Source organism: Methanosarcina barkeri str. Wiesmoor (assembly GCF_000969985.1).
Classification (GTDB): Archaea; Halobacteriota; Methanosarcinia; order Methanosarcinales; family Methanosarcinaceae; genus Methanosarcina; species Methanosarcina barkeri_B.
Map to the genome: position 1 here is coordinate 4,559,545 of NZ_CP009526.1, position 12,836 is coordinate 4,572,380.

The 12,836-nt window shown below is 40.3% G+C and carries 13 protein-coding genes; 4 read left to right on the top strand and 9 right to left on the bottom strand.

Going from position 1 to position 12,836, the window contains the following annotated elements:
- Position 1 precedes the first annotated feature (1 nt).
- The 6 genes from MSBRW_RS18785 to fen all read right to left on the bottom strand — a co-directional run bounded on the left by MSBRW_RS18785 (position 2) and on the right by fen (position 3,936).
- Positions 2-319 (bottom strand): energy-coupling factor ABC transporter substrate-binding protein, encoded by a 318-nt coding sequence (locus MSBRW_RS18785; RefSeq protein WP_011306231.1) that lies wholly within the window; start codon positions 317-319, stop codon positions 2-4.
- A complete protein-coding gene (locus tag MSBRW_RS18790; RefSeq protein ID WP_011306230.1) occupies positions 320-1,015 on the bottom strand; it encodes an energy-coupling factor ABC transporter permease in 696 nt (231 codons plus the stop codon). It lies immediately after the preceding gene.
- Between the two features lie 481 nt (positions 1,016-1,496).
- Positions 1,497-1,676: a hypothetical protein gene (locus MSBRW_RS18795; protein ID WP_011306229.1), complete on the bottom strand. Its 180-nt coding sequence runs from the start codon at positions 1,674-1,676 to the stop codon at positions 1,497-1,499.
- A 19-nt stretch (positions 1,677-1,695) separates the two neighbouring features.
- On the bottom strand, positions 1,696-2,046 hold the full coding sequence (locus MSBRW_RS20595) for a hypothetical protein (RefSeq protein WP_196298013.1): 351 nt from the start codon (positions 2,044-2,046) through the stop codon (positions 1,696-1,698).
- Between the two features lie 344 nt (positions 2,047-2,390).
- Positions 2,391-2,765, bottom strand: a complete 375-nt coding sequence (locus tag MSBRW_RS18805; protein WP_011306227.1) for a putative zinc-binding protein — start codon at positions 2,763-2,765, stop codon at positions 2,391-2,393.
- A 154-nt stretch (positions 2,766-2,919) separates the two neighbouring features.
- On the bottom strand, positions 2,920-3,936 hold the full coding sequence (fen, locus tag MSBRW_RS18810; protein WP_011306226.1) for a flap endonuclease-1: 1,017 nt from the start codon (positions 3,934-3,936) through the stop codon (positions 2,920-2,922).
- A 526-nt stretch (positions 3,937-4,462) separates the two neighbouring features.
- Here fen and MSBRW_RS18820 point away from each other — a divergent pair.
- Complete coding sequence (locus MSBRW_RS18820) at positions 4,463-4,771, top strand: hypothetical protein (protein ID WP_011306225.1); 309 nt, start codon at positions 4,463-4,465, stop codon at positions 4,769-4,771.
- Between the two features lie 39 nt (positions 4,772-4,810).
- Here the strand turns inward: MSBRW_RS18820 and MSBRW_RS22765 are convergent, their stop codons facing one another.
- Both MSBRW_RS22765 and MSBRW_RS22770 read right to left on the bottom strand, forming a co-directional pair.
- A complete protein-coding gene (locus tag MSBRW_RS22765; RefSeq protein WP_155398373.1) occupies positions 4,811-4,984 on the bottom strand; it encodes a hypothetical protein in 174 nt (57 codons plus the stop codon).
- Positions 4,985-5,002: 18 nt separating this feature from the next.
- Positions 5,003-5,158 carry a hypothetical protein gene (locus MSBRW_RS22770; protein ID WP_155398374.1) on the bottom strand — a complete coding sequence of 52 codons (156 nt, stop codon included), beginning with the start codon at positions 5,156-5,158 and terminating at the stop codon, positions 5,003-5,005.
- Positions 5,159-5,243: 85 nt separating this feature from the next.
- Between MSBRW_RS22770 and MSBRW_RS18825 the strand changes: the two genes are divergently transcribed.
- The 3 genes from MSBRW_RS18825 (at position 5,244) to MSBRW_RS18835 (ending at position 11,774) form a co-directional block, all read left to right on the top strand.
- Entirely contained in the window at positions 5,244-6,611 is a 1,368-nt protein-coding gene (locus tag MSBRW_RS18825) for a hypothetical protein (RefSeq protein ID WP_011306224.1), read from the top strand.
- 237 nt (positions 6,612-6,848) lie between these two features.
- On the top strand, positions 6,849-8,672 hold the full coding sequence (gene glyS, locus MSBRW_RS18830; RefSeq protein WP_011306223.1) for a glycine--tRNA ligase: 1,824 nt from the start codon (positions 6,849-6,851) through the stop codon (positions 8,670-8,672).
- Between the two features lie 285 nt (positions 8,673-8,957).
- Positions 8,958-11,774, top strand: a complete 2,817-nt coding sequence (locus tag MSBRW_RS18835) for a DEAD/DEAH box helicase (RefSeq protein ID WP_011306222.1) — start codon at positions 8,958-8,960, stop codon at positions 11,772-11,774.
- A 169-nt stretch (positions 11,775-11,943) separates the two neighbouring features.
- Here MSBRW_RS18835 and MSBRW_RS18840 read toward each other — a convergent pair whose 3' ends face one another.
- A complete protein-coding gene (locus MSBRW_RS18840; protein WP_011306221.1) occupies positions 11,944-12,624 on the bottom strand; it encodes an Sjogren's syndrome/scleroderma autoantigen 1 family protein in 681 nt (226 codons plus the stop codon).
- Positions 12,625-12,836: the final 212 nt, after the last annotated feature.

Below are 12,836 nucleotides of genomic sequence, written 5' to 3' on the forward strand. Positions count from 1 at the left end.
CTTACTTATGCTTCAAATCATTCTGTCTGGCTTCTGTTCTGCCCTTTTCTTTTCCCCTGTAGTACCCGATGAAATAGCCGATTATTATAGCTCCTATCGAAGCCTGCACCACAAAGAGAAGAGTTTCGATTTCCCCGCTTGGGGGTTCCCAGATAGGTTTAATCCAGGGCTCGTATTTCCCCCCGGTAATCTCTTTTACCTTCTTTCCCCCCTGCTCGTCCGAACCGCCGTACTCCGCATGAGTAAAAATGGAGACATAGAGGAACTGGACTATGAACAGAACAAGAATTACCAGGACTGCAATTTCCAGTTTTCCCATTTAAGCCTTCGTCTCCTTTAGTTTTCTTACTTGCGAGTCGGTAAGCACGTCAAGCCTGACCATCAAATCGCCCTTTGCCTGCAGCACGTACTTGAAGAGCAGAGTGATCAGCGAAGCTTCGAGGATCGCAAGTGGGATCTGGGTAATCGCAAAAACGCTCAGGAACGCTACGAGTGAACCTTCAACACCTCCGGGGTTCGCCGGAAAAGCCAGTGCAAGCTGCGTTGAGGTCACAACGTACGTGACCCAATCTGCCAGGGTTGCTGTTACAAAAGCTGACACATAAAAATTAACGTTCAAACGCATCATGGTTTTATATATGGCATAAGCAACAAAGGGTCCTATGATCCCCATGGACATTAGGTTCGCCCCGAAAGTCGTAATTCCTCCGTGAGCCAAAAACAAAGCCTGGTAAAGCAGGACAATTGCAGAGAGCACTGATGTTATTGCAGGCCCGAAAAGTATGACTGCCATCCCGGTTCCGGTTGGATGAGAAGTACTGCCGGTAACCGAAGGCAGCTTAAGCGATGATAACACAAAAATAACAGCTCCTGATACAGCGATCAGAGGCAGCACTTCAGGTTTTTCTTTCACCAGCTTGTTCAGCCGGAAAATTCCATAAGCAAATACCGGTATTGAGAGTATCCACCAGATCTGCCACCAGGGACCCGGAAGGAAACCTTCGAATATGTGCATATATTATCCAACACTCCCCATTCATAGATTCCCATCATGTCGTTATATGTCAAATTTAGTTGAGTATATATAAAGTAAACTTTATATTAGTTGAGTATATAAAGTGAACTTTATTTAGCGCTTCTAATTAGGTTTACTGAAATTTTAAACAAATTTATTTTGCTTTTAATTTCCTTTTCCTGATTTGAAAATAATTACTTTGGGAAAATTATAATGAATAATTACTTTGGGAAAATTATAGTGGATAATTACTTTGGGAAAATTATAATGGATAATTACTTTGGGAAAATTATAGTGGATAATTACTTTGGGAAAATTATAATGGATAATTACTTTGGGAAAATTATAGTGGATAATTACGTGGGAAGAATTACTTGGGAAAAATCAGGAATGCGTCAAATCATAAACAGAATTCAAAGACCCATTTGTTCAAAGACCCATTTTCGCAAAAATAGAGTACCGTTTTTTAGTAGATTCGGGCTCACTCTACCAGGGTCATGGGTTTGCCGCAGCATTTGAATTCGTTGATTTCGCAGCAGCCTTCACTTTCACATGTTTTGTCACACTCCCTTACAACTGTCAATTCAAAACTGCAGTCATCACAGACAAGTTTCTGTCCTTTTTTCAATTCAAAGCATTTCTTATGTAAGTGGTGAACCATTTCTTACCCTCCGTTCCCCTTATACTTCTTTCCTGATAAGTTTCATAGCCTTGCCGCAGCACATCATTTCAGTTACGTCACAGCAGCCTTCCTTCTTGCAGCTCTGATCGCATTCATCCACGACCTCCACCTTGAAACCGCAGTCGTCACAAATAAGAAAGTCTCCCTTCTTCATCTCGTAGCAGCGAGCATGCTGTTTCAGGGCCATTGGTTTGCCACAGCACATCAATTCTTCTACATCGCAGCAGCCTTCTTTCTTGCAGCTCTCGTCGCATTCCTTTGTTACCATTACTTCGAATCCACAGTCATCACAGTAAAGGGAATCTCCCATTTTCATTTGATAACACCTGAGGTGTGTATGGTGTACCATAATGTCCCCCTATTTTGAAAAATTGTATTAAAGTGTTCTAAACTTAGCACTTTGAGTAAGGTCTATATTATTATTAAATAGATATTATAATTATATATAAAGAGGGAAATGGCTAAAAATCGTTAGCCTTAGAGCTAATATAAAACATAAAACTTTAAATAGGTAAGATAAATGCAGTTCTCTAGATCCTTAAACCATGCGGGAGAGAAAAAGAAGCGTAAGACTCTTGAACTGAAAAAAGATACATAAAAAATATTTTCCTGGGAAAATATTTGTATGGAGAAAATATTTGTATGGAGAAAATATTTGTATGGAAAAAATATCCCTGGATTAACACCAGGTTTTCATAACTTGTCTGCAAGTTTTTCCATGATCTCGCTGACCAGAGAGTCGGAGATGTTCATTTCTCTGTTAAGTTTCATCCCGAGTTCCTTTGTGAGGATGAGGTGACAATCTGTCTCAAAACCAGCTCTTCGTAGCATTTTCATCGAGCAGTTGAAATCACAGCCATCGATCGCAATTATTTTGTCACAGCGGGTCGCAGCAATTAGAAAATCCGAACGCTGGGATCCAATTCCTGCCGTGCACTTGAAGGTACCAAGGCCTCTATTTTCCATTTCAATTCCCAGGCGGGTTGAAAGCTGTCCAAGGTTCGTGGCACCTGCACAGGGAAATATCAATACAGTGCCGTTTTCTGATGATGATTTTGATTCAGACATAGCGTTCAAAACCTTCGTTTGTTTTTATAAAAAACGCAGTATGTCTCATATCCACTGAAGTATATAACACTCAAGAAACAGCTAATGCTTATTATTCAAATCATTAATGAACCGACAAAAAATAGAAAGGAGGGAGAAAAGTTGATGGAAATTATCAGAACCACTGGTCTAGGGTCTGCTGCCTCCCCCTGGATACTACCTTCAGACGTTCTACGGCTTTTTTCACTCTATCCACAGAGAAGTCGTTTTCCTTGCAAAGGAATTTGATGAGTTTTTCGGAATCAGGTTTGCCCCACTTGATTTCATAGTCATCCGTAACATCAGGATGAGTAAAAAGTTCCCTGATTCTGTCCAGTTCTTTGATTTCCACCCCTTTTTCTCGGAGTACGGCATGGATGTCTCCATGCTTTTTAATCAGTTTAAGGGCTGTTTTGGGACCCACTTTTTCCAATCCTTTGTTAAAATCGGTACCGACACAAATTGCAATATCAATAAGTTGCTCCCTATTTATTCCCAGAACTCCCAGTGTCTCTTCCAGTTCAATCAATTCAAGTTCGACATCAACATACACATGCTTTCCAGGGAGCTTGCGCTTGCCAGTGACAGCAAGATTGCGGATGACAGTCGGAGCTCCGAAAAGGAAAGAATCGTAGTCCTGGGAAGCAACATAATCGGCATCTTTTTTAAGGACCATATGGGCAGCCTGCGCCTCTCCTTCACAGGGAGCCTGTATCCACGGAATGCCCATTATGCTGAGGAGGTATTTGGAATCTTCAACAATTTCCTGGTCAACCTTTGAAGAAGCCTGAGCATATTTATAAGCGGCTTCAAGATCCCCTTCAACTTTTGCATTTTCCCATTTTTCCAGTGAAGATTCTCTAACTTCTTTCCTTCGGTTCAGGGTCTCAGATTTCAGGTCTGGAGGCTTACCATCAAAAATGAAAACAGGTTTGATGCCAACTTCAATCAGGCTCGCTGTCCTGTAGAGCAGGCCAGAGAGGTGAGACGTCACTTTCCCGCGTGAATTAACCAGAGGATTTCCATCCCGCTGGCGAATAATACTCAAAAATTGGTGCAGCGTGTTAAACGCATCAATTGCAACCACCTGATTTGTAAGATCCGAAAGCTCAATTTTTCTTTTCTGGAGCAGGTCGCCTATATCTGTGCCCATATTTTTCCCTCGAGTGTCTGAAATTTACCAGAAAAAAGTAGCTTTTTCACTACCTTCCTTCCCTTTCATTACTTTCCTTCTTAGTCTTTTCTTTCTTCATTTCTTTAGTTCTTTCTTTCAATTTCCAACTGTTATGCGGAAAGCCAATATCAAGATACTTTACTGCAGGTCAATTTCAAAACGCTTTGCAGCAGGTTAATATCGAAGAAACTTTACAGCAATTATGTGATTTATTGCTCAATACGCTTTATAGATACTGAAGTCTTATATTTACCGCGTGTTCAGAGTTATCCTGAGATACTTATCGATGAATATACACTGTTGAAAGGCAGTACTACTCAGAAGGAATTCTGAGCACAAAACATATTCAGGTGAACTTCCAGATGGTATAAAGGGCGAATTTGGTAATGGAATCAAATCTCTGATAATCACTTTTAACCATGTTGCTAATGTTTCAGAGCCAAAAATACATGAATTTCTGGAAAACATTGGTGTTCATATATCTAAAGCCACTATTTCTCGAATCTTGACAAAAGATATTAATATTTTTCATCAGGAGAAAGCTGAGATTTTCCTGGAAGGACTTAAAGCTACGCCTTATCAGCAGATAGATGATACAGGTGCAAGAGTCAATGGTGTCAATTATTATACTGAGATTCTTTGTAATCCTGATTATACTGCTGATTTTACAGTTCCCAATAAGAATCGGGAAAACATTTTAGATGTGCTTTTATGTGGAAAAGAAAAACGTACTGCTTTGTCCCGCGCCCAGCGCGGCTGGAACATAAAAGCCCTGATAAGCGAGAAAAGCAAAAAAATCAAGGGCATTGTTTAGAGCTGAAACGAGTTTCTGTCAGTTATTATAACTTTATTTTTATTTTTCTGTCGGTCGGCCCCGAAAATCCGATTCAACTTTTATAACTATCCGCCTGCAAACCTCGTCCATCAGTTTCCAGTAATCTTCGACCTGCCGGTAGATTTCTTCTGCAACTTCCTCAAAATTAACGTGCTCAGCAACGTGCCTAATCTCTTCTTTCTCGTCGATCATTTCAAGTACCTGAACCGTTTATTCTTCATCTATGAGCCCGACCTTGAAAACCATTTTCATGCAGGACTTTGGTGACCCACAGGCAAATCCTTCATGGACAAAGAGATAATCTTTTACGAGTCTCCAGAAAATTTCTACGCTGTGATTGGAAACTGAGCGACTAACATCGTACACATAGCAACATAGTAAATATCCAAAAAAATATTAACATAAACCGAAAAAAGACAGTAGATTTCTTTTTCTTTATAGGTTGGTTGGAATGATAGAAGAAGACATATTAGAATATTGTAACAACAAAATTTACGAATATTCAGGAACTGGAGAGTTATTATTTGAAGATGGACAGAAATTCGATTGTGAGTTTGTAGCTTTCCAAATGAAAAATGGTAAGATTCTGTTTCATGCAAAACGTTGTCGATCAAAAATCCAACAATATTCTTCTCCTAAAAAAGGATACTGTCGCGCAAGTTTTGTGGGAGTTACTGATAAAAAATATAAGATTTCTGGAGAAAATGGCCTTATAATACATATTGAATCAGTAAATGATGAAAGGTCTATTACATGCTCTTTTGAAATACTGAATGTGCAGATTTTAGAAAATGAGAACAAAAGAGAAGTTCACTTTGGTATTACAAACTTCGAATTCACAGGAAACGAATGCAATGAAAGAATTTTAACTCTTAACCTAAAAGAGTCAGCAAGAATATCAATCCAAAAGTTGCAAGCTTATAAAAAAATAATGAGATGGATTAAAACATTTAGATCCATAGATGTAACTTGTGAAGCTATATTTAACTTGTCCGAAGAAAAATTTGAAAACACAATAGAAATTCTTGACAATTTACTTTATGCTATGTCGATTGCAAGAGGAACAAAAATCCAATGGATATATTATGAAATTTTTGACGATAAAGAAATTTGTATTTCAAGAGTGCACTCATCCTCCAGAGTGACAAAAGTTTATAGTTCGTATAACCTTATTGATCCTAAAGATACAAATTCAACAAAAATTTTCCTAGAGAATGCAAAACCAATTTTTGGTGAAAAAAACAAACTCGTGGAACCAATGAGAGAACTAATAGACTCTCACCTCGACTCACTTATTCCAGGAGTTTATTTGGAAACGAAAGGAGCCAACCTTGGAATAACAATGGAAATGTTAAAAGAAAGTTTTATAAGAACCGCTGAAAAAGATGGAATAAATAAAGAAAATATACTCACTGAAGAAAAATTTAAAGAGTTGGAAAAGTCAATTAAGAAGTGTATTAAATTTGAAGTTAAAGAAAAAGAGAAAAGAGCTCTTATGTATAAAAACTTAAAGTCTATTAATAGAAGACCCTTCAATACTTTAATATCAGATTTTTGTAAAGAAATAAACTTTGAGGTCAATGAAGATCAGGTTCAACTTTTTGTTAAATGTAGAAATAAGCTTGTACACACAGGGAATTTCTATTGTAGATATGCTACTGAAGATAAAGAAAGATATCCACAATTAAAAGATGAATTATCCGAATACCGCTTCTTAGTCGACTTTATAAATAAATTGCTTTTAAAATCATACGGATACAAGGGTTTTTATCTTGATTGGAGTTCTACTGAAGGGCCAGTATGCAAAGAACTAGTGTAAGTCTGAAAGAAATAAAATTTCACTTCTTTTGACTCATAAGTCATTATAGGTCATTTATACTGACTTCGTTTTAGGCCAACAACTGCACACATTTACATTTATAAACCCAAAACCTCTCCAACTGACTCAGAGCAGTGCAAATTTAATATAATGACACCTTTATCCATCTAGTATTTCCTACAAATCAAAATTACAATTATCTGAGATCCCCTAATCAATTTCACGAGGATTTTTAAAATGGACACATACGAGAAGGTATTCGAGCTGGCTAAACGCCGGGGGTTCTTATGGAACTCCTTTGAGCTGTATGGCGGAAGCCGCGGATTTTATGATTATGGGCCTCTTGGGAGCACATTGAAGAGGCGGATCGAGCAAACCTGGAGAGAGTTTTACGTTATCCAGGAAGGGTTTATGGAAATCGAATGCCCGACAATCGGGATCGAGGAAGTCTTTATTGCATCCGGGCACGTTGGAGGTTTTTCGGACCCTCTGTGCGAATGCATGAACTGTAAAGAAGCATTCCGGGCCGATCACCTTGTAGAAAACGTAATGGAAGCTGCGGGGACCCTGAGTGCAGAAGAACTCACTAAGGTTATAAAGGAAAACGATATCCGATGCCCGGAGTGCGGTGGAAAATTCGGCGACGCCTATGAATTTAACCTGATGTTCAAAACCACAATTGGGCCCGGCACTGGAAGACAGGGATACCTCAGGCCGGAGACAGCACAGGGTATGTTTGTCGATTTCCAGAGGCTGTCCCGCTTCTACAGAGACAAGCTGCCTTTTGGAGCCGTACAGATCGGGAAATCCTACAGAAATGAAATCGCACCCAGGCAAGGTGTAATCCGTCTCAGAGAATTCACACAGGCCGAGTGCGAGATTTTCGTTGACCCACGCAACAAGAAACACCCCAACTTCGAACGTTTTGCAGACAGAGAACTTGTACTCTATTCCCAGAAAGCACAGGAGAAAGGCGAACCTTTCAGGATGACTGTACGGGAAGCTGTAGAGACCGGAGTTATTGCACACGAAGTCCTGGGCTACAACATTGCACTTACCAATGAGTTTTTGACAAAGGTTGGAATTGATCCTGCAAAACTCAGGTTCAGACAGCACCTGAAAGACGAAATGGCGCATTACGCAATCGACTGCTGGGATGCTGAGATCGAGACCGACCGGTTCGGCTGGGTCGAGATCGTGGGAATTGCCGACAGGACGGATTACGACCTTAAAGCTCATGCAAAGGTTAGCAAGACCGAGCTTTATGTGTATGTCGAATACGACGAGCCGAAGATGGTAACTCGTTTTGTTGTAAAGCCTAACATGGGCAAGCTCGGGCCTCTCTTTAAGGGCAAGGCAAAAGCTGTCGCAGATGCCTTAAAACAGCTTTCCGAAAAAGAACTATCAAAGGATGAGATAAAAGTTACCGTGGACGGAGAAGAGTTTACAGTCGGTTCTGATGCGGTGGACTTTGCGGAGGAAACCGTTAAAGTCAGTGGAGAAAACGTCACTCCTCACGTAATCGAGCCTTCTTATGGGATCGACAGGATCTTCTACGGTGTTATGGAGCACGCCTATGACGAAGAAAACGTGGCTCAGAAGGTTGCCGAATCCGAGCTTAAAGGCACAGAAGAAACTGAGAAGGAATCCGAAGCCGGAAAGGGGGAAAGTGAAACTGAGGGAGAAGAGGAAGCCCGTCTCGTCATGCACTTTTCAAGCGCAGTTGCCCCGGTACAGGTTGCAGTCCTCCCGCTTCTGACCCGCAAAGAGCTTGCAGACCCTGCAAAGGATATCATTGTAAAACTCAGGGAAAAGACCCTGCTTGTCAATTATGATGATTCCGGAACCATCGGGCGTCGCTACAGGAGAAACGATGAAATCGGAACGCCTTACTGTGTTACTGTAGATTACGATACCCTCAAAGACGGGACTGTAACTATAAGGGATAGAGATTCCATGCGCCAGATCCGAGCTCCGGTAAAAGGTATCGAAAACGTGCTCTATGAACTTATTTACAGAGGCAGAAATTTCGAATCCGCAGGCAAGCCCTTTAACTTCTAAAAATTAAAAACTGGTAGTTCCTGAGCTGTGGGCTAAAAAGCCTGCAGCAAAGTTTTTAGTTTTTTATGTTTATTAAAATTAAATTAAAAAATTGAATTAAAAATCTGAAACGAATAGCCTCGGATAAATTAATCTGGAATAAATTAATCTGATCTGAAAATCTGAAATAAATTAATCTGATCTGAAAATCTGAAATAAATTAATCTGATCTGAAAATCTGGAATAAATTAATCTGATCTGAAAATCTGGAATAAATTAATCTGAAAGAAACGATCCTGAAATAGAATGAACGAGAATCTTTTTTCTGAAAAACCTGGGTTCATGAAGCACCCGCTGATAAAACCCAATACCGTTGAGCAGAGGCTATATCAGTTGAATCTTGCTGGAAAGGCACTCGAAGGATCAAGCCTTGTTGTGCTTCCTACTGGGCTTGGAAAAACCATAATAGCTCTTTTTGTAATTGTTTCCAGGCTTCAGCGTTTCGGGGGAAAAGCGCTGGTTCTTTCTCCAACAAAACCGCTTGTTGAGCAGCATGCGGCTTTTTTCAAAAAAGTAATGGCTCTTCCTGAAGATAAAATTCTCACTTTTACGGGCAGCATTGCGCCTGCAGAACGTGAAAAACTCTGGGCTCAGGGGGAATTGATAGTATCCACTCCTCAGGTGATTGAAAACGATCTTCTTACAAAAAGAATCAGCCTTGAAGATGTAACCCACATAACCTTTGACGAAGCCCACAGGGCAGTCGGAAATTACGCTTATACCTTTATTGCGGAAAAATACTTCGAAAGCGCAAAAAACCCTCATGTGCTCGGAATTACTGCAAGCCCTGGAAGTTCGGACGAGAAAATCTCTGAAGTCTGCCAGGCTTTGCACATTGAAAATGTCTCGGTGAAAACTGAGAAAGATAAGGATGTCCGTCCTTATGTGCAGGAAAAAAAGATAGAATGGTTTCAGGTTCAGCTTCCTTCCGAAATGGCCGAAATCCGGGGCTATCTGGAAAAAATTTTTGATGACCGGCTTGTAACCGTAAGAGATTTGGGTTTTTCAGTAGGCAGCAGGAAATATGTCTCTAAAAAAGACCTCTTGCTTCTCCAGAAGAAACTGCAGGGTGAAATCCGGATTGGAGGTGACCCTGCAGTTTTTACTGCTATGTCTGTACTTGCGGAAATGTTGAAGGTGAATCACGCCGTAGAAATGATTGAGACTCAGGGGCTTGAGCCCCTCAGGAAGTACCTGGAGAAACTTGATGCTGAAGCCTCTTCAAACAGTGCAAGCAAGGCTTCAAAAAGACTGATGGACGATCTCTACATGAGAAAAGCCCTTTACAGAGTAAAGGAATGCGAGGTCGAACATCCAAAACTAGAGCTTGCACGAAAACTCGTATCCAAACAGCTAAAAGGAAGTCCTGATTCCAGAGTAATTGTTTTTACGAATTACAGGGACACAGCAGAGATAGTGGTAAATGCCCTCTCAGAAATTCCAGAAATTGTCCCTATCCGTTTTGTAGGGCAGGCCTCTCGCCGTAAGGACAAAGGGCTTACGCAAAAACAACAGGTGGAAGTTCTTGATAAGTTTAGAGCAGGAGAATATAACGTACTTGTAGCTACCTCAGTTGCTGAAGAAGGGCTTGATATCCCTTCAACAGACCTGGTATTATTCTACGAACCCATTCCCTCGGAAATCCGGAGCATCCAGCGTAAAGGCCGAACAGGCAGACAGCATAAAGGTAGAGTCATTATACTTGTAACAAAGGGTACACGCGATGAAGCCTATTACTGGAGCAGTAAGAGCAAGGAAAAAAGGATGCTAAATAGTATGCACGGGCTTGAAGCTCTTCTGGACCCAAAAGACTCAAAGCAGGGTTTGAAACTTTCAGACTTTGAGTCCAAAGCTTTTATTCCGGCTGATACACAGAACGAAGCTGGAAATGAGACTAAAATAAATAACAGATTCGAAAATGCTAATATAACGCAGGAAAATCAAAATCCGATGCAGAAAAGCAATGATCTTGATGTAAATCTCAGTGGTTTTGTAAACAGCAGGGGCAAAGCTGTAGATAGTAACGTTTTTGCAGATAACAAGGATGAGGCTGTAGATAGCAGTAGTTTTGCAGACATCGGAGACAGGGCTACAGATGTTAGATATTTAGCTGCAGACTGTGGGGATTTAACTGTAGGCAGCAGGGATATGGGGACAGGGTCAGACTACAACAAGGCGAATGAAGAAATTAACGAAGAGAACTGTGGGGTCGGAAAAGAAGAAGAAAGAAAGAAGAATCGGAGTTGGAAAGAAAGCGAAAAAGGAAAAGAACAAAAGAATGAAGAAAAAAGCAAAGAAGAAAACGTAAAAGAAAGACAAAAAACTTTTGTCTATTTTGAAACTCTTTCTGGAAAGAAAACGGAACTCACACCTGAAACTGCTGCAGAAGTATCCAAAATAGAAACAAACTCCGAATCCCCGAAAATAGTAGTGGACTTCAGGGAAGCAAAAAGCGGGGTTGCAAATGTTCTCGATAAGCTTGGAGTAGAAGTTATTTTTACCACGCTTGAAATTGGTGATTACGTTGTAAGCGACCGCCTTGCCGTGGAGAGAAAGCGCACGGATGACTTTGTAAACTCTCTTGTTGATGGAAAACGAAATCTTTTTGCACAATTATCGGATCTTACAAGAGTATATCAAAAGCCTGTTCTTATTATTGAAGGAACAGAACTTTTCACTTCAAGGCAAATCAACCCTAATGCTATTTACGGCTCCTTAATATCCATTGCTATTGATTTTGGAGTGTCACTATTATATTCAAGAGATGAAGAAGAAACTGCTGCAATTTTAAAAATGCTTGCAAAGCGTGAGCAGATAGGAAATAAAAGAGAGGTCAATCCCCACGGGAAAAAGTCAGCAAGTACCCTTCCCGAGCAGCAGGAATACCTGGTATCCGCGATCGCAGACATCGGGCCGAAAGCTGCAAGAAACCTTCTTTTGCACTTTGGCTCAGTAGAGGCTATTATGAAAGCTGATGCCAAAGAACTCAAGAAAGTAAACTTAATAGGACCAAAAAGAGCAACAAAAATTAGAGAACTCATTGAGGCTCCCTATAAAGGATAAATGACGGAAAAAGTAACGAAAAAAGTAACGAAAAAAGTCAAATTTCTCTAGACTTTTTCTTTTCTTTCCTTCCTTACTCTCTTCTGTTCTATATTTTTTGTTTTTTCATATTTTCGTAATCTATTGACTTCTTTTTACTCTTTTATTTCTGGTCTTTTTACTCTTACCTTTATAACTGCCTCAGGCGTTCTATAAGCCCAAGCCCTTTTCCAATTAATTCTAAATCCTCGGCAATCCTACGTGGGTCTGTTTCATCCTGAAGGCAATTTGCAATGTTGACCATCTTTCTAAAAAGAAGGTCTTCCAGTACTTCCCGGTCTCTATGGACTCCGGCTACCTTTGATAATGCCGCAGGTTTTTCTTCTCTTTCTGAAGGTGCGGCCTGGACTACAGGAGCTTCAGGAACTTTAGATGAAGAAACTGTATGAGATACAGGAACTGTAGGAGCTCTATGAGCAGCAGGGGTTCTTCTTGATTCTTCTTTTTCAGGAGGTAATACAGGAATTTCCTCTTCTATAGTCTCGAGAGCTTTTTCCTCTTCTTCGGCAGTTTCAGAGGCTTTCATCCCGAATCTTGATTTTTGCCTGTGTGCCTGGACTCTCTTCTTACTCTCAAAAGAAGATTTGTCTTTTTCTGTAGACGGCGTGGGTTCAGGAGCCTGAGCCTGGACTTCCACGGCTGGTTCAGGAGCTTCCCTCTCTTCCTGAACATCACATATAGGACAGATTACTCTACCTTGATAGCGGAATTTTGGAGCTCCGCAGACTTTACAATGCTCAGCAAGCATTGTGCCCCCTAGTTCAAGGAAGCGGGCTATTCGCTTTACTTTTTTATCTTTTTCAGAATCCATAATTCTGACCTTCCTTTGTTCGCGGCTTCTTATGCATTTGCTTCTCACTTATTTTATAAAATTTTTCCTGTAGCTCACTGTATATGAAACTAATTTATACTGTATAACTTCGAAAAAGGAAACAAATACAGAATCACAATGAGTAGACTCTGAAGGGAAGCAACCTTTAAAATTACCGATAATATTTTATATAACAAGCCTATCTTAGACTA

Bases quoted from the DNA above. Each gene is read 5' to 3' on its own strand.
- MSBRW_RS18795 (WP_011306229.1), bottom strand. From the start codon at position 1,676: ATGGTTCACCACTTACATAAGAAATGCTTTGAATTGAAAAAAGGACAG.
- MSBRW_RS18785 (WP_011306231.1), bottom strand. From the start codon at position 319: ATGGGAAAACTGGAAATTGCAGTCCTGGTAATTCTTGTTCTGTTCATA.
- MSBRW_RS18840 (WP_011306221.1), bottom strand. From the start codon at position 12,624: ATGGATTCTGAAAAAGATAAAAAAGTAAAGCGAATAGCCCGCTTCCTT.
- MSBRW_RS18835 (WP_011306222.1), top strand. From the start codon at position 8,958: ATGAACGAGAATCTTTTTTCTGAAAAACCTGGGTTCATGAAGCACCCG.
- MSBRW_RS18805 (WP_011306227.1), bottom strand. From the start codon at position 2,765: ATGTCTGAATCAAAATCATCATCAGAAAACGGCACTGTATTGATATTT.
- MSBRW_RS22765 (WP_155398373.1), bottom strand. From the start codon at position 4,984: ATGATCGACGAGAAAGAAGAGATTAGGCACGTTGCTGAGCACGTTAAT.
- glyS (WP_011306223.1), top strand. From the start codon at position 6,849: ATGGACACATACGAGAAGGTATTCGAGCTGGCTAAACGCCGGGGGTTC.
- MSBRW_RS18790 (WP_011306230.1), bottom strand. From the start codon at position 1,015: ATGCACATATTCGAAGGTTTCCTTCCGGGTCCCTGGTGGCAGATCTGG.
- MSBRW_RS20595 (WP_196298013.1), bottom strand. From the start codon at position 2,046: ATGGTACACCATACACACCTCAGGTGTTATCAAATGAAAATGGGAGAT.
- MSBRW_RS18825 (WP_011306224.1), top strand. From the start codon at position 5,244: ATGATAGAAGAAGACATATTAGAATATTGTAACAACAAAATTTACGAA.
- fen (WP_011306226.1), bottom strand. From the start codon at position 3,936: ATGGGCACAGATATAGGCGACCTGCTCCAGAAAAGAAAAATTGAGCTT.